Genomic DNA, 19996 nt, shown 5'->3' on the forward strand with positions numbered 1-19996 from the left:
CCGGCCGACCCTCACAGAGCCCGGGGCCCGGACATGACGCGTGCGACGTCGTGTCCGGGCCCCGGGCGGTGGTGCCTCAGACGGTCGCGGCGTGGGCCGCGAGACGGCGCTCGGCGAGCGCCACCGCCTCCGTGTCCTGCCGTGACTCGGCGACGACCAGTGCCCGGCCGGCGAGCGCGTGCGCCCGCCGGTGGAGGGCGGCCGTGCGGGCGGGATCCCCGGCCCCGCGGCCGGCGGGGAGCCGGAGCGGCGGCCGGCCCTGGTGCAGTCGTGCCACCACCTCCGCGAGCTGCTCCGCCGCGCGGTCGAGCTCGGGGCACGGTGCCGACCCCCGCAGCTCGTCGGTGACGGTCAGCAGGGCGGCGAGGTGGCCGGCGAGCTGGAGGTCCAGCTCCTCGTCACGGCTGCGTCGCGGAAGGCGGGGCGCCGTCGCCGTATGGACCGATTTGGTGCGGATCGGCTCGTACATGGGTGCACTCCTCCTGCGTTCAGGAGTACATCCTAGCTTGGACTCAGTCCAAGATGCGAGTGATTCAAGACATTGGTCCGGACTACGGCTGGCCGTAGCCGTCCAGGAACCGCCCGATACGGCCGACCGCGTCCGTCAGGTCCTCCTTCGAGGGCAGGGTGACCAGCCGGAAGTGGTCCGGCTCGGGCCAGTTGAAGCCGGTGCCCTGGACCACCAGGATGCGTTCCGCGCGCAGCAGGTCCAGCACCATCTGCTGGTCGTCCTTGACCTTGTAGACCTTGGGATCCAGCCGCGGGAACGCGTACAGCGCGCCCTTCGGCCGCACGCAGCTGACCCCGGGGATCTGCGTCAGCAGCTCGTACGCCGCGTCCCGCTGCTCCGCCAGCCGGCCGCCCGGCAGCACCAGGTCCTTGATCGACTGGCGGCCGCCCAGCGCGGTGGCCACCGCGTGCTGCGCCGGCACATTGGCGCACAGCCGCATGTTGGCCAGGATCGTCAGGCCCTCCAGGTAGCTGGTCGCGTGCTCCTTGGGGCCGCAGACCGCGAGCCAGCCGCTGCGGTAGCCCGCCACCCGGTAGGCCTTCGACAGCCCGTTGAAGGTGAGCGTCAGCAGGTCGGGGGCGATGGCCGCGGTGGGGGTGTGCGTGACGCCGTCGTAGAGGATCTTGTCGTAGATCTCGTCCGAGCAGACGATCAGGTTGTGCCGGCGGGCGAGGTCGGTCAGCTGCCGCAGCAACTCGTCGTCGTACACCGCGCCCGTCGGGTTGTTCGGGTTGATGATCACCAGTGCCTTGGTGCGGTCGGTGATCTTCCGCTCGATGTCGGCGAGGTCCGGGAACCAGTCCGCCTGCTCGTCGCAGCGGTAGTGCACCGGCGTACCGCCGGACAGCGAGACCGCCGCCGTCCACAGCGGGTAGTCCGGTGCCGGGATCAGCACCTCGTCGCCGTCGTCCAGCAGCGCCTGCATCGCCATCTGGATCAGCTCGGACACCCCGTTGCCGAGGTAGATGTCCTCGACGTCCAGGTCGATGCCCTTGGTCTGGTAGTGCTGCATCACCGCGCGGCGGGCCGGGAGGATGCCCTTGGAGTCGCCGTAGCCGTGCGCGCCGCCGAGGCTGCGCAGCATGTCCTCGAGGATCTCCGGGGGGCACTCGAAACCGAAGGCCGCCGGATTGCCGGTGTTCAGCTTCAGGATGCGGTGACCTGCCGCTTCCAGCCGCATGGCCTCCTCCAGCACCGGGCCGCGGATGTCGTAGCAGACGTTGGAGAGCTTCGTGGACTGGATCACCTGCATGTCCGTGAGCTTACGGCCACGTAACGCCGATCGCCCCGTGTTCTTGACCACGTGTGCGCCGAACGGTGACGGACCGCTACCCTCGCGGCATGTTCTCGTTGCTCAACGACGAACCCGTCGCCACCGCCGGCGACGACCTCCTCGGCACGGGCGGTGCCGCACGGCAACTGGCCCGGCTGCTGATCGACTCCCGCGGCTCCACCCCCCTCACCCTCGCCGTCGACGCGGGCTGGGGGATGGGCAAGAGCAGCCTCATGCGCCTGGTCGACGCCGAACTCTCGGGCACCGCCGACGTGCACACCGTCTGGTACAACGCCTGGACCTCGCGCGGCGCCGACGCCCTCGAAGGCCTCATCAAATCCGTCCTGGCGCAGTTCGACCGTCGCCTGCTGCGGCGCGCGCTGCACCGTGCGACCGAGCACCGCGTGCTGCTGCGGACCCTCCGCGCCGGAACGGCGCTGCTCGCCGGGCCGCTCGGCGCGGCGGGACTGGTGGACGAGCTCTGGCGCAGCCTGTCCGCCGACGCCCAGGCCCGCAACGACATGCGGGACGCCCTGCGGGACCTGGCCGCGCAATGGGCGCAGACCGCCGAGCACGCGCCGCGCCGGCTGCTCGTCGTCTTCATCGACGACCTCGACCGCTGCTCCGAGGAGACCGTGCTGGCCGTCTGCGAGGCCGTCAAGGTCTACCTCGACGTCCCCGGTCTGGCCTTCGTCATCGGCTGCGACCGCTCCGCGCTGTCCCCCGGCGGCCTGCTGGGCGACCTGTCCCCGGCGGGCTCCGCCTTCATGGAGAAGATCTTCCAGACCAACTACCGCGTCCCGCCGCCGGACGACATCGAGGCGTACGTGCGCGGCTGCGCCGCCCGGGCCGGCATCGGCGACCTCCTCGACGGCCCGCACATCGCGCTGCTGGCCGAGCGCACCGGGCGCAACCCGCGCCGCGTCAAACGGCTGCTCAACGGCTTCGTCCTGGAAGCCGGACTCAATCCCCTCTGGCGGGACTTCGGGCCCGAGGTCATGCTCCGCACGCTCCTGCTGCAGCACCTGTACGGGGACTTCCACCGCGTGCTGGTGAGCGGCCGCGGCGGCGACGCGATCCAGGAGTTCCTGGACTACCGTGCGGTGCGCCGGTTGCTGCGCGCGCCCGCGCCCCTGACCGGTCAGGGCAGTGAACTGGTGCGCCGCCTGCTCACCGAGCACGAGGTGCCGCTCGCCGCCGACCCGGCGCCGCAGGATCGCACGCGGGCACTGGCCGAACTGGAACGCCGGCTGCCCCCCGCCTTCGTGGCGCTGGTCGGGGACCGGGGGTTCACCTCGCTCGTGGACGACCTCGTCCGGATGCCCGAGGCCGCCGGTCTGATCCGCCGCCTGCGGCGGTCGCCGCGGGCCGCGGCGGTGACCACGGTCGAACTGGACGAGGAGCGGGCCCCGCAGGCAGCCCCCGAACCCCCGGAGCCCGGCCCGTACACCGGTCTGAGCGTGCTGTGGATCGACGACAACCCGCACACCGTCTCCTCCGAGGTCCACGCGCTGCGGAGCAGGGGCGCCCGGGTCGAGGTGGTCGAGGACCGCGCCGGTGCCGAGGAGTGGCTGCGGGCCGCCGCCCCCGACCTGCTGCTCTCCGACATCGGACGGCACGGCGACCCCCAGGCGGGCTTCACCGACCTCGAGCACCTGCGCGGCACGGGCCGCTACACCGGTCCCGCGCTCTTCTACACCGGCTGGGTCGCCCCGGAACGCGAGGAACGCGCCCGGCAGGCCGGCGCGCTCGGCGTCGCCGCCGAACCCGCCGCGCTGTACGGGCTCATCGACCGGATGCTCCGGCAGCCCGGCGCCGTACCGAGCGTCCCGCCAGCACGTCCGTCCGCCGGCCGTCCTCGATGACGAACCGTCCGTCGATCAGCACGTGGGGAATGCCGGTGGGCAGCCCTCGCGGCCGCTCGAACGTCGCGCCCGCCGCCACCGTCGCGGGGTCGAACAGCACCAGGTCGGCGCGGTGGCCCTCGCGGACCAGCCCGCGGTCGGTCAGCCCCAGCCGGGCGGCCGGGCGGCCGGTCAGACGCGCGACGCAGCCCTCCAGCGAGAGCACCCCCAGCTCCCGTACGTAGCGGCCCAGATAGTGCGGGAAGGTGCCGTACGCGCGCGGATGCGGCTTGTCCCCGACGAGCAGCCCGTCGCTGCCGCCGGTGTGCGCCCGGTGCCGCATGATCGCCCGGACGTTCTCCTCGTGGCCCACGTGCTGCAGGATCGTTGTGCCCAGCCGGTCCTCCAGCAGCAGCCGGCGCGCCGTGGCGAAGTCCGGTACCCGGTGGCCCACGTGGGCCCTGAGCGCCGGCTCGCGCACCCCGGACACCTCGATCGTCGACCAGTCCACGGGCACCCCGTGGCAGCCGTCCGAACCGTCCACCTCCATGGCCCGCCGGATGCGCTCCGCCTGCGCGTCGTCCCGGAGCCGGGCGAGGGTCGCCTCCGGGCCGCCCTCCGTCGCCCAGCTCGGCAGCGTCGCGGCGAGCGTGGTGGAACCCGGCAGATACGGATAGGTGTCCAGGCTGATGTCCGCGCCCGTCGCCAACGCCGCGTCCAGCAGCGCCAGCAGATCCGGCGCACGGCCGGCGTTCACGCCGAAGTTCATCGTCGCGTGGGCCAGGTGCAGGGCGCAGCCGGCCTCGCGGGTCAGCGCGATCATCTCCGCGTAGGCCTCCAGCGCGCCCGCGCCGTAACTGCGGTGGTGCGGGCAGTAGTAGCCCCCGTGGGCGGCCACGACCCGGCACAGCTCGGTCAGTTCCGCGTCCGAGGCGTACATCCCCGGGGTGTACGTCAGCCCCGACGACATCCCCACCGCCCCCTGCGCCATGCCCTCCGCGACCAGCTCCTTCATCCGGTCCAGCTCGGCATGCGTCGCCGGGCGGTCCTCCCACCCCACGGCGAGGATCCGCACGGTGCCCTGCGGGACGAGGTACGCGGCGTTCACGGCGATGCCCCGGTCCAGGCGGTCCAGGTACTCGCCGACGCTGCGCCAGTCGTAGTCCAGCCCGTCCGGATCGCCGTTCCATCCCGCGAGTTGGCTGCGCAGCCCGGCGAGGGTGGCGTCGTCCACGGGCGCGTACGACAGCCCGTCCTGCCCCAGCACCTCCAGGGTGACCCCCTGTGCCGTCTTGGCCTCGTGCGCGGGGTCGGTCAGCAGGGCGAGGTCGCTGTGCGCGTGCATGTCGATGAACCCGGGGGCGAGTGCGAGCCCGGTGGCGTCCAGGGTCCGGCGTGCGCCGCGCACGGTTCCGATCTCCGCGACGCGGCCGTTGCGCAGGCCGACGTCCGCGACGTACGGGGGTTTTCCGGTGCCGTCCACGATGGTCGCGTTGCGGATGCCCAGATCCATGCGCGGCGCTCCTCCTTTTCCGCAGGTTTTTCCCCGCCCGCCCGCCCGTGTGCCCTGTGAAGTCAGTGATCCCGGCGCGCGTGCGGGGTGCGCCGGGTGCGGGGCCTCCGGGGCTGGGCATTCTGGACAGCACATTTCGGTGCCTCGGGCACGATCTGTTGATCACCCCGGGTCATGCACCCAAATATGCTCCACAGTCCAGAACACCCACCCCTACGACCCCGCCCCCTCAGTTTCGTCATGCGCCTGATCCCCGGTGGGGGGTAGAGACGGCACGATGCTCGGGCCACCGTTGGCGCAGCGCAGTCCAAGGGCGCAGCCGTCACCGCCTACAGCACCCCCACCGGCCCGGGTGGGGGCGTGGCGGGGTCCTCCCCCAGCGGCAGCTGGGGGAGGGCGGGCGGGGAAAAAACCTACCCGGGCGGTCAGAAGAAGGTACGGACGAAGTCCGTGACGACCCCGGTCTCGCCCACGACAGGAATGAGCTGCCATTTGTCGAACGCCGTGCACGGATGCGACACCCCCAGCCCCACCCAGTCCCCGACCGCCAGGTCGACCCCGCCCGGGGCCACGGACACGAACGCGTGCTGGTCGGCGAGCCTGGTGACGGTCAGTCCCGCCGCCGGGACGGTGGAGCCGCCGGCGGCGGGGCGCACGACCTGCGGCACCGGGAGATCGAGGTCGTAGGGCGCGTCGCGCTTGCCCGCGTTGAGGAGGGCGAGCCCCGGTTCGGGCCGGGAGAGCACCTGGGCCCACAGCCGGAACGCAGGCTCCAGTGAGCCCTCCGCGGCGATCCGGCCGCGGAAGGGCGTGACGTCCCGGTAGTGGACGTCGTCGTGGGTGACGTAGGCCCCGGACCGCAGGAGTTTGAGTACGGGACGGGACAACGGCCCCAGGGAGCCGAAGGCCTCGGCCACCCCGTCGAACCATTCGCTGCCGCCCGCGCTGACCACGATCTCCTCGGCCGCGACGAAACGCCCCGCCGCGTCGAAGTCCCCCGCCAGTGCGACGAGTTCGTCCAGCCAGGCGCGCGGGTCCGGCGTGGGCGCCTCGTAGCCCGCGACGCCGACCAGCCGCAGGTGCCGCGCCGCGGTCACCGCGTCCGCGACGCGTGCCGCCTCGACGGGACCGCGCACCCCCGTGCGGCCGCCCGCCGCGCCGAGTTCCACCACGACGTCGACGACGCCGGTGAGGGCCGCGTCCATGAGCTCGACGCCCTGGACGGAGTCGACGTAGCAGACGAAGCGGAAGCCGGGGTCCTCCGCGAGCTCGCGGGCGAGCCAGCGCAGTGCCGCCGCGTCGACGAGTTCGTTGGCGAGGAAGACCCGCGGCACGCCGAACGCCCGGTAGACCCGCACCTGGTGCGGGGTGGCGGCGGTGATGCCCCAGGCGCCGTACGCGATCTGGCGGGCGAACAGTTGCGGGGCCATCGAGGTCTTGCCGTGCGGTGCGAAGGCGAGCCCGTGCTTGTCCGTGTAGGCGGCGAGCTGGGCGAGGTTGTGCTCCAGGGCGGGCCCGGAGAGCGTGAGCAGCGGGGTGGTGAAGCCGCCGTCGAACAGGGAGCGGCGCTCGGCGGCGAGTTCGCCGACGGTGCGTCCGTCCGCGTCGGGGGGAAGCCCCTTGAAGCGGTGGTCCACGCGTTCCTCGCGCAGCTCGTCGATCCGCATGGGGCCTCCCAGGAGCGTTGCAATATGTGCAATGGTCATTGCGTATGGTGTTCCGACGTGTCTAACATCCCTGCCGGCGCCGGGTCAACGGTGCCCAGGAGGGAGCCGAAGTGAGCGTGGACGTCGTGTGCGTGGGCGAATCCATGGTGACCTTCGTGCCCTCCGCGCCAGGGCAGCGCCTCGCCGAGGCCGCCTCGTTCGCGCGCGGCACCGGCGGCGCCGAGTCCAACGTCGCCTGCGCGCTGGTGCGGCTCGGCCACACCGCCCGCTGGATCAGCCGGGTGGGCGCGGACCCGTTCGGGGACCTTCTGCTCGCGCAGATCGCCGCGGCCGGAGTCGACGTCTCCGCCGTGCGCCGCGACCCAGACCGTCCCACCGGCGTCTACTTCCGCACCGGGGACGGCGAGGTCGCGTACTACCGGGCGGGCTCCGCGGCGACCGCCCTGTCCCCGGCGGCCGTCGGGCGCGAGGAGGCATGGGCGGGCAGGGTCCTGCACCTGTCCGGCATCACGGCCGCGCTCTCGGCGGGCTGCGCCGACCTCGTGCGCGAGCTGACCGCGCCGGGGCCCGGGCGCCCGCTGGTCTCCTTCGACGTCAACTACCGCCCCGCCCTGTGGCGTTCCGGTGACCCGGCGCAACTCGCCGAGCTCGCGCGCCGCTGCGACCTGGTCCTGGTCGGCGAGGACGAGGCGGAGGCCGCCTGGGGCCTGCCGGACGCCGACGCCGTGCGCGAGGCGCTGCCCGGGCCCGCCGTGCTCGTCGTGAAGCAGGGCGCGCTGGGGGCCACCGCCTACGAGGGCACCGGTGCGGGCGTCTTCGTCCCCGCGGCCGGCGCGCCGGTGGTCGACCTGGTCGGCGCGGGCGACGCCTTCGCCGCCGGATTCCTGTCCGCGACACTGCGCGCGCTGCCGCTGCCCGACCGGCTCGCCCGCGGGCACGCGCTGGCCGCCGCGGCGATCGGGGTACGCGGCGATTCCCTTGCCGTACTCGGGGACGAGGCATGGGGGAGACTGCGCGCATGAGCCAGACCGTGGACCGCGCCCTGCGCATCCTGCCCCTCCTCGCGGAGGGGCCCGCCAACCTCGAACAGGTCGCCACCCGCCTGGACGTGCACAAGTCCACCGCGCTGCGGCTGCTGCGCACGCTGCACGAGCACGGCATGGTCTACCGCCAGGACGACCAGCGCTACCGGCTGGGCACCAGGCTGTTCGCCCTCGCCCAGGAGGCGATGGAGAACCTGGACGTCCGCGGCATCGCGCACCCCCACCTCGTCGCCCTGGGCGAGCTGACCGGCCACACCGTGCACCTCGCCGTGTACGAGGAGGGCGAGGTCGTCTACATCGACAAGGTGGACAGCCGCTACCCAGTCCGCATGTACTCGCGGATCGGCAAGCCTGTCGCCATCACCGTGGCGGCCGTCGCCAAGCTGCTGCTGGCCGACCTGCCCGAGGCCGAGCGGCGCGCGGTCGCCCGGGGGCTGGAGTACCCGCGCTACACCTCCCGTTCGACCCCGGACGCCGCCGCCCACCTGGCCGAACTCGCCCGCGTGCGCGAGCAGGGCTGGGCGAGCGACCTCGGCGGCCACGAGGAGTCGATCAACTGCGTCGCCGCGCCGATCCGCGGCGCGGACGGGCGCGTCGCGGCCGCCTGTTCCCTGTCCGCCCCCAATGTGGTCGTCAGCGCGGAGGACCTGCTCCGGCTCCGCCCGCAGGTCCAGCGCACCGCGGAGGCGATCAGCCGCGAGTACTCCGGACAACCCAGCCAAGGAGCCCGATGAGCGACAAGACCGCGATCACCCCGGCGACCCACACCACCCCGCCGGCCACGTTCTCCCACGGGGTCCGCAAGGGCAACATCCTCCAGGTCGCCGGCCAGGTCGGCTTCGGCCCCGCGGTGCCGGGCCGGGCCCCCGCCCCGGTCGGGCCGGGGCTGCGGGAGCAGACCCTGCAGACCCTCGCCAACGTCCAGGCGGTACTGGAGGCGGGCGGCGCCTCCTGGGAGGACGCCGTCATGATCCGCGTCTACCTCACCGACACCGCCCACTTCGCCGAGTTCAACGCCCTCTTCGACGAGTACTTCGCCGGCCTGGAGGGCGCCCCCGCCGCCCGTACGACGGTCTACGTCGGCCTGCCCGCCGGGCTGCTCGTCGAGATCGACGCCCTGGCCGTCCTGGACTGACGCCCGCCCCCACCGCGGTGGGGCCGGCGGTGTGAACGTGACACCGCGCCCCCGGGGCGCGGGACCTCTCCCGGGGGCGCGGTGGGTCTGGGTGACGGTCCCGCCGGTTACGGCAGCCCGTGCACGTGCGGGCCGACCGTGCCCGAGAAGCCGTTGCCGTTCGCCGCGTCCCAGTTGGTGGACCAGGTCATCGCGCCGCGCAGCCCCGGCCAGGTGGTGGAGGGCTTGAACGAGCCGCAGTTGGTGCCCTTGGTCAGGCAGTCCAGGGCGTTGTTCACGACGGTCGGCGAGACGTAGCCGCTGCCCGCCGCCCGGGATGACGCCGGCAGGCCGAGACCCACCTGTGAGGGTGCCAGACCGCTCTGCAGCTGGATGCAGGCCAGGGCGGTGATGAAGTCGACCGTGCCCTGGGAGTACACCTTGCCGTCGCAGCCGTTCATTGAACCGCTGTTGTAGTACTGGGTGTTGACGACGGTCAGGATGTCCCTGATGTTGAGCGCGGTCTGGAAGTAGCCGAAGGACGTCGACTGCATGTCGATGGTCTGCGGGGCCATCGTGATGATCAGCCCGGTGCCCGCCTTGGCCGACAGGGAACGCAGCGCCTGCGTCATCCAGGTCGCGTTGATCCCGTTCTCCAGGTCGATGTCGACGCCGTCGAACCCGTACGTCTGCATCAGCGAGAAGACGCTGTTCGCGAAGTTGTTCGCCGAGGCGGAGTCGGTGACGCTGATCGTGCCGTTCTGGCCGCCGACGGAGACGACGACCTTCTTGCCGGCCGCCTTCTTCGCCGCGATGTCGGCCTTGAACTGGCCGACCGAGTAGTTCAGCGCCGGGTCGAGGGTGAAGGAGACCGCGCCGGGCGTGGTGGTGGCGTCGGCGAACGACACCGCGATGATGTCGTACTGGCTCGGGACCTGCGCGATGGTCTGCACGGTGGCGCCGTTGTTGAAGTTCTGCCAGTAGCCGGTGAGCACGTGCTTGGGCAGCGAGCCGCCACCGGTGGGCGTCGGGGTCGGCGTCGGGTCCGTCGGGGTGGGGGTCGGCGTCGGGTCCGTGGGGGTGGGTGTCGGGGTGGGCGTGCCCGAACCGGGTGCCCCCAGCAGGCTCACGTCGTCGGCCAGGTAGGCGGGCTGCGCGTACCAGCCGTGCAGGTAGACGGTGACCGAGGTGGTGCTCGCGCCCGTGGTGAAGCTCGTGGACAGCGGCTGGTACGAGGTCGCGGACGGGGTCCAGACCGAGGCCTCCGCCATGCCGGTGCCGGTGGCGCCGAGGTAGACGTAACTGCCCTGGACATAGGCGCTCAGCGTGTACGTGGAGTTGGGCCGGACGCTGATGGTCTGCGAGCAGCGGGAGTTGTCGGAGGACGACGGCGTGCCCTGGAGGGCCTTGGTGCCGCCGTGCACGGGGGAGCCGACGACCGCGCCGCTGGAGGCGGTGCACGACCAGCCGGACAGGCCGCTCTCGAATCCGCCGTTGGCCACGAGGTTGGTGTCGGCGGCGTTCGCGCTGCCGGAGTTGGCGACGAGTCCCGCCACCGCGAGAGCGGCGGCGCCGACGGCCGCCGCGGCTCTGAGGGCGGTGCTCCGCGGGCGTGCGAGTTCCACTACTGCCTCCTGGGGGCGAGGAGTTGGGCAACGGGTACGCGAGTGGCCACTCTTGTGAGGTCGAAGTTTGGTCCAGACCAATCCCCCGGTCAATACCCCTGGCCCCTTGGCCGTCCCGCTCCCGCGGCCGCGCATATGCGCCGAGCATCTGCGCCCGTACGCGTATTCGCCCCGTCACTTGGGTACCGACTTCACCAAGTGTTCGGCGACTTAGCGCGCTGCTCCCACTACGCACCGATAGGCTCACCGCGATGGGACTGGGCGGGAGTTCCGGGAGGCAACGGGTGTCGAGTGTCATAGCGGTCACGACGGACGACCTCGCGCTCCCCCTGGAGGAGCACGTGAGCCGCACCGTCGCCGCTCTGGAGGTCCACGGCCACCTCGTCCTCCTCGTGCCGCCCGACCCCGCCGATCCGGTGCGCCGCCGGGTGCACACCGTGCGGGCCGCCCTGGAGGCGGACCGGGTGGCGATCGTGCCCGTCGACCTGCCGCCGCTGGCCGCCGTCCTGCTCGCCGAGCAGTTGCGGCAGCTGGCCGCCACCGACCTCGGCCCCGGCGTGCTCGCGGGCGCCGCCCGCCTGCTGTCGCACTACCTCTACTCCGGCGCGCTGCTGGGCTCCGTCGCCAAGCTCGACCGGGTCGAGGTCCCGGTCGGCGCGCACCTGAAATCACTGGTGCCGGGCCGCCACTTCGCCGTCCTCGCCCACCCCGAGCCGCACCTCGTCGAGGCCGACCCCGCGGCGGTGCCCGCCGGCCCCGCGTTCCTCACCCAGCTCGCGCTCGCCAAGGGCCACGGCGTCGACCCCGGCTGGGTCACCGGCCCGCTGGCCCGCGCCTGGCGCGCCCAGCACGTGCGCGAGGTGCCGCTGCCCGCGGACTCCGCGCGCTGGTGGGGAACCGGCAAGCTGGTCGAGTTCACCGCCTACATCGCCGACGTCGGCGTGCTCTACCAACTGGTCACCTCCGTGCGCCGGGACAGCTGCGGCTGGTGCGGCCTCGCGGTCATCGGCGACCGCTGCCTGTTCTGCTCGGCCGCGGTGGACGGACTCCAGCGCATCCGGCCGCCCGAGCGGCCGCGTCAGGTCGTGCACGCGCAGCGGCGCCCGCACAGCCTGGCGTCCCGCACCGCCCCCTCCCTCCCGTCCCCTCCTCCCGAAGGCTCTCCCCACCAGCACTCGGCACTTGAGCGATAGGGCCCCACCTCTATGAACTCACGTCAGCGTCGCGGCGTCGTCCTTCTCGTGGTCTCCGCGCTCTGCGCGCTCGCCGCGTTCGCGGGAGTCGTCACCGTCATCGGCGACGCGCGCTCCCAGGTCGGACCCAAGGTGACCGCGTACCGGCTGGCCAAGGACGTCCCCGCGTACGAGTCCATCGGCCGCGGCCAGTTGGAGGCGGTCCGCATACCCAAGCGCTGGCTGCCGGCCACGGCCGTCCGCGACGTCGGGCAGCTCAGCGGCAAGATCGCCGCCGTGCCGCTGGAGCGCGGATCGCTGCTGCAGACCGACATGGTCGCCGAACGGCCCGCCCTGCAGGCCGGGCAGATGGAGATCGCGATCATGATCGACGCGGAGACCGGCGTCGCCGGCAAGATCACACCGGGGGCCAGGGTCAACATCTTCGCGACCTTCGCCCCCCGCAAGGACACCGACCCCGAGGTCTCGAAGATCATCGTGGCGAACGCCCGGGTCATCGACGTCGGCGAGATCAGGGCGTTCGACACCGGCGCCGACAGCCAGCGGGCCGGCGGCAAGGGCGTCCCCATCACCTTCGCCCTCGGCGCCGAGGACGCCCAGCGGGTCGCCTTCGCGGAGTCCTTCGCCCGGCACGTCCGCCTCGCCCTGGTCGCCCCCGGTGACGACACCGCGCCCTCGGCGCGGGACCGGACCTACACCCTCGCCCGCGACGGGGCCGCCTCGTGAACGGCGTGCGCATCCTGTCCGGCACCCCGGACCCCGACACCGCCCGCGCCCTCACCGGGCTGCTCCACCAGCTGCCCGGCGCCGACCCCGGGCCCGCGCTGCCCGACTCGACCACCCTCCTCGACGTCCTCGCGCGGGCCGCCGACACCGGGATCGACGAACTGCCCGAGGCCGTCGTCGTCCACGACCGGATCAGCCCGATGCCCGCCCTGGAGGTCATCCGGGAGATCGCGCTGCGCTTCCCGGCCGTCGGTGTCGTCCTGCTCACCGCCGACCCCAGCCCCGCCGTCCTGTCCGGCGCCATGGACGCCGGCGCGCGCGGCGTCGTCGCCCTGCCCCTGTCGTACGACGAGCTGGGTGCCCGCATCGAGGCGGCCGCCGGCTGGGCCGCCGGCGTCCGGCGCCATCTCAGCCCGCAGCAGGCCGCGCTGCCCGCCGTACCCGGCGGCACCATGGTCGCGGTCGCCGGGGCGAAGGGCGGGGTCGGCACCACCGTGATCGCCGTGCAACTCGCCCTGGCCGCGCAGGCCGCCGGAAAGTCCACCGCGCTGGTCGACCTCGACCTCCAGGGCGGCGACATCGCCTCGTACCTCGACGTCCAGTTCCGCCGCTCGGTCGCCGACCTGGCGGACATCCCCGACGTGACCAGCCGGGTGCTCCAGGACGCCATGTACGTCCACGAGTCCGGGCCCGCGCTGCTGCTCGCCCCCGGCGACGGAGAGCGCGGCGAGGAGGTCACCGACCGCTCGGCGCGGCACGTCCTGCACGCCCTGCGGCAGCGCTACGAGGTCGTCGTCGTGGACTGCGGCACCCAGATGACCGGTGCCAACGCGGTGGCCGTCGAGACGGCCGACACCGCTCTGCTCGTCACCACCCCGGACGTCGTCGCCGTGCGCGCCGCCAAGCGGATGGTGCGCATGTGGGACCGGCTGCAGATCCGCAAACCGCAGGACGTCCTCGTCACCGTCAACCGGCACACCCGCGGCAGCGAGATCCAGCCCTCGCTGGTCGCCCGCATCACCGGGACCAGGGTCTCCACCGCCGTCGTCCCCGCGGCGTTCAGGGAGCTGCAGGCCGTCGTCGACGCCGGACGGCTGCAGGACCTCGACAACCGCTCCACCGTCAAGCAGGGCGTGTGGGCCCTCGCCGCCGAGGTGGGCCTGTCCGGCGCCGGGACCGCCCTCGTCCCCCGGCGGGGCCGGCGCACGCGCGGCGACCAGGGCCAGGTCGTGCTGGAGACGCTCGGCATGACACCGCTGATCCTGCTGGTGCTGATCCTGGTCTGGCAGGCCGTGCTCGCCGGCTACACCTTCACGCTCGCCGGGCACGCCGCCGACCAGGCCGCCCGCGCCGCCGCGGTCGGCGAGGACGCGCGCGCGGCGGCGGTCGACGACCTGCCGGGCGCCTGGGACCAGGTCACGGTGGACTCCGGCAGGACCGACGGCATGGTGGACGTGACCGTCGGGCTGAAGGTGCCCGTGCTCTTCCCCGGCGCCGTCGACTTCCCGCTGTGGGTGCACGGCCACGCCTCGGCGGTCGACGAGGAGGTGGACGCCCCGTGACCGGCCGCACCCGGCGGCGGGACCGGGGCAGCGCCTCGCTGGAGTTCCTGGGGATGCTGCCGATCCTGCTGCTCATCGCCCTGGCCGGCGTCCAGTTGGGCCTGGCGGCCTACACCGCCGCCCAGGCCGGCACCGCCGCCCGCGCCGCCGCCCGCATGGAGGCCCGCCACGACCACCCCCTGAGCGGCTCGGCGGCCGGCACCCAGGCCGTCAGCTCCTGGCTGCGGGACGGCACGGACGTGACCACCGACGACGGCGGCGACGCCACGCACGCCACGGCCACGATCGAGATCCCCTCGGTGATCCCGGGCCTGAGCCCCGGCTCCGTCACCCGCAGCGCCACCATGCCCAGGGAGGACGACGACGGGGAACTCGGGGAAGGAGCGGACGGATGAGCCTGCGCGACCGCATCGCGGCCAACGACGACACCGCCCCGCAGACGCAGGAGGGCCACCTCGTGGCCGTCTACCGCGCCAAGCTGCTCCAGGAGATCGACCTCGCAGAGATGTCGGCGCTCGCCGCCGCCGAGCGCCGCGTACGCCTGGAGCGCGTACTGGGCCACATCATCAGCCGCGAGGGCCCCGTGCTGTCCACGAAGGAGCGCACGGGCATCATCCGCCGGGTCGTCGACGAGGCCCTCGGCCTCGGCATCCTCGAACCGCTGCTGGAGGACGCGTCGATCACCGAGATCATGGTCAACGGCCCGGACCGGATCTACATCGAGCGCGGCGGCCGGGTCGAGCCCGTCGCCGCCCGGTTCAGCAGCGCCGAGCAGCTGCTGCAGACCATCGAGCGGATCGTCTCCACCGTCAACCGCCGTGTGGACGAGTCGAACCCGATGGTCGACGCGCGCCTGCCGTCCGGCGAGCGCGTCAACGTCATCATCCCGCCGCTGTCCCTGACCGGCCCGATCCTGACCATCCGCCGCTTCCCGCGCGCCTACACCCTGCACGAGCTGATCGGCCTCGGCACGCTCGACGAGCACATGCTGATGCTGCTGTCCGCGCTGGTGCGGGCGAAGTTCAACATCATCGTCAGCGGCGGCACCGGCTCCGGCAAGACCACACTGCTCAACTCCCTGTCGGGGCTGATCCCCGACGGCGAGCGCATCATCACCGTCGAGGACGCGGCGGAACTCCAGCTCCAGCAGGAGCACGTCGTCCGCCTGGAGAGCCGGCCGCCCAACGTCGAGGGCCACGGCCGGATCACCATCCGCGACCTGGTCCGCAACTCGCTGCGCATGCGGCCCGACCGGGTCATCGTCGGTGAGGTGCGCGGCGGCGAGACCCTGGACATGCTCCAGGCGATGTCGACCGGCCACGACGGCTCGCTGGCCACCGTGCACGCCAACTCGGCCGAGGACGCGGTGCTGCGGCTGCAGACGCTGGCGTCGATGTCCGAGGTGAAGATCCCCTTCGAGGCCCTGCGGGACCAGATCAACAGCGCGGTGGACGTGATCGTCCAGCTCCGCCGCGACGTCGACGGCACCCGCCGGATCGCCGAGATCGCGATGCTCTCCTCCCGCGGCCGGGACGTCTTCCGGCTCACCAGCGCCACCCGCTTCCGCGCCGAGCCGATGGGCGCCGACCGGATCGTACGGGGCTGGTTCCAGCACCAGCCGGTGCCCCGGGAGATGGCGGAACGCCTCTACCTGGCGGGGGAGTCGGTCCCCGCGGCGTTCGGGGTCGGGGAGACCGAGCTGGAGCTGTCGACCAGGGAGGCCAAGTGAGTTCCGCGACGATGGCACTGTCGGTGCTGGGGGTGACCGGGCTCGCCCTCGTGATCGGCGTGTGGGGACTGCACGCCTGGGCCGGCGGCCGCGCCGACCGGGCCGCCCTGGTCGACCGGCTGGCCGAGATCCCGGCCGGCCGGCGCAGCGCGGTCGCCTTCTCCGGCCTGGACCGCCGGGTGCGCACCACCGGGTGGGGCCGGCGGCTCGCGGCCCGGCTCGCCGCGACGGGCACCAACCTGACCCCCGGCCAGTTCACCGCCGCCGCGGTCGGCGTGGTCGGCGGGGCGTGGCTGGTGGCCGACGTGGTGCTGGCCCCCTTCTTCGGCCCGATCGCCGCGCTGCTCGCGGCCTGGGCGGTCAGCTCCTTCCTCGGCTGGCGGCGGCGGGTGCGCACCGAGCGCTTCATCGCCCAGCTGCCCGACCTGGCCCGCGTACTGGCCAACGCCACCCAGGCCGGGCTGGCCCTGCGCACGGCCGTCTCCATGGCCGCCGACGAACTGGACGCGCCGGCCGGCGAGGAACTGCGCAAGGTCGCCGACGCCATGGCGCTCGGCCACTCCATCGAGGACGCCCTGGAGGAACTGCGCGAACGCCTGCCGAGCCGGGAACTGGTGGTTTTGGTGTCGACCCTCGTCCTGTCCTCGCGGGCCGGCGGCTCGGTCGTGGAGTCGCTGCGGAACCTCACGGTGACCCTGGAGGAGCGCAAGGAGACCCGGCGCGAGATCCGCACCCAGATGTCGCAGGTCACGGTCACCGCGTACGCGGTGCCGTTCATCGGCATCGGGTCCCTGCTGCTCCTGGACCGGATCATGCCGGGCTCGCTCGGCGCGATGACCGGCTCGGGGGCCGGGCGGATCGCCGTCGTCGTCGCCCTCGGCCTGTACGTCGTCGGATTCGCCCTCATCCGCCGCATGTCGCGGATCGACGTCTGAGGAGGGTGGGACACCGGTGATCTCCCTCGCCCTGGCCGCGGTTGCCGCGCTGGCCGTCCTCGGCCTGTGCTACGGCATCGGCCTCTACCGCTCCGAGGTCAAGCTGCCCAGCGACCTCCAACTCGCCCTGGAGGTCGGTCGGACCCGCACCACCCGGGTCGGCAACGCCGTCGACCGCCTCGGCATCCGCTGGGCACCGCTCGTGCTGCGCCTGATGGGGCCCGCCCGCGTCAGCCGCGTCCGCGCCCGCATCGACCACGCGGGCCACCCCTACGGCCTGACCGTCGACCGCTACGCCGCCCGCCGTGCGGTCTACGGCGCTCTGGGGGCGCTGGCCGCTCTCGTCCTCCTGCGGGCGGGCCACTGGTTCGCCGCACTGCTGATGGTCGCGTACGGCCTCGGCTGGACCGACCTCGGCATCTGGCTCGCCGTGCGCAGACGCCGCGACGAGATCGAGCGCACCCTCCCGGACTTCCTCGACGTCCTCGCGGTCGTGGTCAGCGCCGGACTCGGCTTCCGCCAGGCGCTCGAACGCGTCGCCTCCGTCTACAAGGGGCCCTGGAGCGACGAGATCCGCATCGCCCTGCGCCAGATGGACGTCGGCGTCAGCCGCCGCGACGCCTTCGACCAGTTGCGCAGGCGCAACAGCAGCGAGCAGGTCGGGCAGTTCGTCTCCGCCCTGCAGCAGGGCGAGGAACTGGGCGCGCCCATCGCCCGCACGCTGCTCCAGATCGCCACGGACATGCGGCGCACCGAGGCCCAGAACGCCCGCCGCCGAGCGGCCCGCACAGTGCCGCGCGCGACGGGCGTCATCACGACGCTGCTCGTCCCCGCGACGATGATCCTCCTCATGACCGGGACGATCCTCGGCTCCCGGATCAACTTCGGCGATCTGCTGGGGTGAGGGGGACATGGGCGAATGGCCGGGGGCCGTGGTGGGTATGGACCGAAGCCCGCCTTGTCGGGTGCGGAAGTCCACGGTTGCGGTGTACCTTTGCAGTCGCAACCATATTTGCACCTGCAATCGAGCACGGATCGCAGCGGGTTGGCCCGAGGGGAGGCGGCGCACCGTGAACCTCGCCGCCGTCCTGTCCCGCCGCGACAGCCAGAGCCCGGCCGACGCAAGGGGCGCGGCCGGCGTACGTCACGTGACTACGGTTTGGGGCACGGAACATGAGCAGGTGGGTTGTGACACGACTGACAGCGCTGCGCGTGCGCATGCGCATGCGCGCAGGTGGCGACGCGGGGCAGACGTCCTTCGAGTACCTGGGGATCGCGGTCGTGATCGCGGTGATCATCGGGGTGCTCGCGGGAACGACGAACATTGGCACCACAGTTCTGAACGGCATCCTCGGAAAGATTCAGGACATCATCGACGCCGGAGGATGAGCAGAGGCCGCATTCGAGACGACAAGGGGCAGACGTTGGGCCTCTACATCGTTGCTGTGGCCGCGCTGTTCTTTCTCGCTTTCGCCTTCTTCGCCGTCGGGCAGGCCTCTTCCGTGCGTAACAGCGCGCAGACGGCGGCTGATGCGGCGGCGCTGGCCGCAGCACGCGAGACACGTGACGGCATTCGTGACGACTTCCTGAACGCACTCAAGTCTGGCGACCTCGGCAAGCTGGCCGACCTGCTTGCCGGGAACGGAATGGACGGCGGGGGTGCGTGCGGCGCGGCGCGGACTTTCGCCGTCGAGAACCGCGCGGTCATCGACACCTGCGACCTCGTCAGCGGGCCAAGCGGTGCAAAGGTCTCCCTTCACACGGAGGGGACCGTGGGCAAGTCGGTCGTGCACGGCACCGAGAATATGCACGCGCGTGCCACCGCCACCGGCGTGGTCGAAGCGCGATGCACGGTGGACGACAAAGACGGCGACGCGGTGAAGTTCACCTGTGACAAGGGGGCCGTGAGCGTGGATCCGACGGCCAACGACTTCGATCTGAATCTGGCGGAGTTCTATTCCGTCCATCTCAGCGAGTGAGGAACGGGGGACCGATGCGATACCGGCAGCGGGTGATGGGCCGCAGGGGCATGGCCGTGCTGGCTGTCACGGCGGGCCTGGCTCTTGCCTTGACGGGTTGCGGAGGCGGTAGCGGTGACGGGGGGCCGGGCGGTGGTGCCCCCTCTGAAACGCGTTCTGCTCGGAGTGGTTCGGGCGCCGGTGCTGCGTCGCCGTCCACGGAGCCCACTCAGATTCTGGCTCAAATGAAGGGCGAGAAGGGCATCACGGTCACGATCAGCTCGGCCACGCGTGATTCGGGAGGCTTCGTGACAGTGAAGGGCAGCGTTGCGAACCACGGCCCGGACTCGTTCAATGCCACAAGCTGGATCGGCCCGGAGGTGGGGCTCGCGAAGTCAGGCGCATCGGTAGCCGGAGCGATGCTGATCGACGAGGTTGGCAAGAAGCGCTATTACGTACTCCGCGACACTGACGGGGTCTGCCTCTGTACAACCGAGCTGATCGGTATCCGGCCCGAGGAGACGCGACCGTTCTTCGCCCAGTTCCCGGCCCCGCCGGCCGCCACCACCGAGGTGGAGTTCCAGTTGCCGACGATGCCCCCGGCCAAGATCACGCTCTCGGAGGGGTGAGCCATGCCCCGTCCCCGATCCGTGGCCGCGGCCGCGTTGGGTCTCGCGCTGACGCTCGTGACGCCGGCGGCGCACGCGGACGACGCCCCGACGGCGCAGCCGACCCCGTCCGCGCCGACCGCGATCGACGCGAACGACCCCGACCTGGAACTCCCGGAGGGCGCGAAGCTGGCGCCGCCGAAGGTGCTGGACATCGTGTCGGTGACGGACGGGTCCTCGTCCGAGGACGCCTCCGCCGACGACGGGGAGGAACGGCACGAGGAGTCCAACTCCTCGGTGACGTACGCCCTCCAGGCCGATGTGCTGTTCCCTAGGGACAGCGCGAAACTCAACCCGGCCGCGGCGGCGCGGATCAGGGCGATCGCATCCGACATCGACGCCAAGAACGTGACGCAGCCGATCCGCGTCTTCGGCTTCACGGACAACCTCGGCTCCTACGCACACGGTCAGGTGCTCTCCAAGAAGCGCGCCGACGCGGTCTACAAGATCCTCTCCGGTCAGTTGGCCTCGCTCGGCAACGACAGCCATGCCTTTCAGGTCCGCGGCTACAGCGAGGACTACCCGATCGCCGACAACTCCACCGAGGCGGGCCGCAAGCAGAACCGCCGTGTGGAGATCACGTTCCGCCCCTCCTAGCCAGGACATGAGGCGTGGGCGCGGCGCCCGGTCAACGG

General features: G+C 72.5%; 20 protein-coding genes. 15 read left to right on the forward strand and 5 right to left on the reverse strand.

The annotated features are described in order from the left end of the window. Positions 1-76: 76 nt before the first annotated feature. Together ACIP98_RS04940 and ACIP98_RS04945 are read right to left on the reverse strand one after the other, a co-directional pair. Positions 77-469 (reverse strand): hypothetical protein, encoded by a 393-nt coding sequence (locus tag ACIP98_RS04940; RefSeq protein WP_319658726.1) that lies wholly within the window; start codon positions 467-469, stop codon positions 77-79. 82 nt (positions 470-551) lie between these two features. After that, positions 552-1763: a pyridoxal phosphate-dependent aminotransferase gene (locus ACIP98_RS04945; protein WP_319658727.1), complete on the reverse strand. Its 1212-nt coding sequence runs from the start codon at positions 1761-1763 to the stop codon at positions 552-554. A gap of 89 nt (positions 1764-1852) precedes the next feature. Between ACIP98_RS04945 and ACIP98_RS04950 the strand changes: the two genes are divergently transcribed. Further along, positions 1853-3649, forward strand: coding sequence for a P-loop NTPase fold protein (locus ACIP98_RS04950; protein WP_319658728.1), 1797 nt, complete (start codon positions 1853-1855; stop codon positions 3647-3649). Here the strand turns inward: ACIP98_RS04950 and ACIP98_RS04955 are convergent. Then, entirely contained in the window at positions 3570-5141 is a 1572-nt protein-coding gene (locus tag ACIP98_RS04955; protein WP_319658730.1) for a D-aminoacylase, read from the reverse strand. The genes ACIP98_RS04950 and ACIP98_RS04955 overlap by 80 nt on opposite strands. A 425-nt stretch (positions 5142-5566) precedes the next feature. Next, complete coding sequence (locus tag ACIP98_RS04960) at positions 5567-6808, reverse strand: amino acid deaminase (RefSeq protein WP_401973767.1); 1242 nt, start codon at positions 6806-6808, stop codon at positions 5567-5569. A gap of 110 nt (positions 6809-6918) precedes the next feature. Here ACIP98_RS04960 and ACIP98_RS04965 point away from each other — a divergent pair, with 110 nt between their 5' ends. The 3 genes from ACIP98_RS04965 to ACIP98_RS04975 are packed head-to-tail and all read left to right on the forward strand — an operon-like array spanning position 6919 to position 8986. Then, positions 6919-7830, forward strand: a complete 912-nt coding sequence (locus ACIP98_RS04965; RefSeq protein WP_401973769.1) for a sugar kinase — start codon at positions 6919-6921, stop codon at positions 7828-7830. Then, complete coding sequence (locus ACIP98_RS04970) at positions 7827-8585, forward strand: IclR family transcriptional regulator (protein ID WP_401973771.1); 759 nt, start codon at positions 7827-7829, stop codon at positions 8583-8585. The genes ACIP98_RS04965 and ACIP98_RS04970 overlap by 4 nt, the downstream gene beginning before the upstream one ends. Further along, positions 8582-8986 carry a RidA family protein gene (locus ACIP98_RS04975; RefSeq protein ID WP_319658734.1) on the forward strand — a complete coding sequence of 135 codons (405 nt, stop codon included), beginning with the start codon at positions 8582-8584 and terminating at the stop codon, positions 8984-8986. The genes ACIP98_RS04970 and ACIP98_RS04975 overlap by 4 nt, the downstream gene beginning before the upstream one ends. Positions 8987-9093: 107 nt before the next feature. Here ACIP98_RS04975 and ACIP98_RS04980 read toward each other — a convergent pair whose 3' ends face one another. Next, positions 9094-10590 (reverse strand): glycosyl hydrolase family 18 protein, encoded by a 1497-nt coding sequence (locus ACIP98_RS04980; RefSeq protein WP_319658735.1) that lies wholly within the window; start codon positions 10588-10590, stop codon positions 9094-9096. Between the two features lie 284 nt (positions 10591-10874). On the opposite strand from ACIP98_RS04980, the gene ACIP98_RS04985 reads away from it, so the two are divergent. The 11 genes from ACIP98_RS04985 to ACIP98_RS05035 all read left to right on the forward strand — a co-directional run bounded on the left by ACIP98_RS04985 (position 10875) and on the right by ACIP98_RS05035 (position 19958). Further along, entirely contained in the window at positions 10875-11783 is a 909-nt protein-coding gene (locus ACIP98_RS04985) for a hypothetical protein (protein ID WP_401973774.1), read from the forward strand. 12 nt (positions 11784-11795) lie between these two features. Further along, on the forward strand, positions 11796-12509 hold the full coding sequence (cpaB, locus tag ACIP98_RS04990; RefSeq protein ID WP_319658737.1) for a Flp pilus assembly protein CpaB: 714 nt from the start codon (positions 11796-11798) through the stop codon (positions 12507-12509). Further along, the gene (locus ACIP98_RS04995; protein ID WP_319658738.1) at positions 12506-14071 is read left to right on the forward strand and encodes a P-loop NTPase; all 1566 of its coding nucleotides are present in this window, start codon (positions 12506-12508) and stop codon (positions 14069-14071) included. Before cpaB ends, ACIP98_RS04995 begins: the two co-directional genes overlap by 4 nt. Further along, positions 14068-14466, forward strand: coding sequence for a TadE/TadG family type IV pilus assembly protein (locus ACIP98_RS05000; protein ID WP_319658739.1), 399 nt, complete (start codon positions 14068-14070; stop codon positions 14464-14466). The genes ACIP98_RS04995 and ACIP98_RS05000 overlap by 4 nt, the downstream gene beginning before the upstream one ends. Then, a complete protein-coding gene (locus ACIP98_RS05005) occupies positions 14463-15800 on the forward strand; it encodes a CpaF family protein (RefSeq protein ID WP_401973777.1) in 1338 nt (445 codons plus the stop codon). The genes ACIP98_RS05000 and ACIP98_RS05005 overlap by 4 nt, the downstream gene beginning before the upstream one ends. Continuing rightward, entirely contained in the window at positions 15797-16735 is a 939-nt protein-coding gene (locus ACIP98_RS05010; RefSeq protein WP_401973779.1) for a type II secretion system F family protein, read from the forward strand. Before ACIP98_RS05005 ends, ACIP98_RS05010 begins: the two co-directional genes overlap by 4 nt. A 16-nt stretch (positions 16736-16751) precedes the next feature. Beyond that, positions 16752-17639, forward strand: a complete 888-nt coding sequence (locus tag ACIP98_RS05015; RefSeq protein ID WP_401973780.1) for a DUF5936 domain-containing protein — start codon at positions 16752-16754, stop codon at positions 17637-17639. Between the two features lie 284 nt (positions 17640-17923). After that, positions 17924-18124: a hypothetical protein gene (locus ACIP98_RS05020; protein WP_401973782.1), complete on the forward strand. Its 201-nt coding sequence runs from the start codon at positions 17924-17926 to the stop codon at positions 18122-18124. 35 nt (positions 18125-18159) lie between these two features. Then, positions 18160-18714 (forward strand): pilus assembly protein TadG-related protein, encoded by a 555-nt coding sequence (locus ACIP98_RS05025; RefSeq protein WP_401973784.1) that lies wholly within the window; start codon positions 18160-18162, stop codon positions 18712-18714. A gap of 224 nt (positions 18715-18938) precedes the next feature. Further along, the gene (locus ACIP98_RS05030; RefSeq protein ID WP_401973786.1) at positions 18939-19322 is read left to right on the forward strand and encodes a hypothetical protein; all 384 of its coding nucleotides are present in this window, start codon (positions 18939-18941) and stop codon (positions 19320-19322) included. Between the two features lie 3 nt (positions 19323-19325). Continuing rightward, the gene (locus ACIP98_RS05035) at positions 19326-19958 is read left to right on the forward strand and encodes an OmpA family protein (RefSeq protein WP_319658743.1); all 633 of its coding nucleotides are present in this window, start codon (positions 19326-19328) and stop codon (positions 19956-19958) included. Positions 19959-19996 lie beyond the last annotated feature (38 nt).

Origin of the sequence: Streptomyces sp. NPDC088354 (assembly GCF_044753585.1) — a bacterium.
In the GTDB taxonomy this organism is placed as follows: domain Bacteria; phylum Actinomycetota; class Actinomycetes; order Streptomycetales; family Streptomycetaceae; genus Actinacidiphila.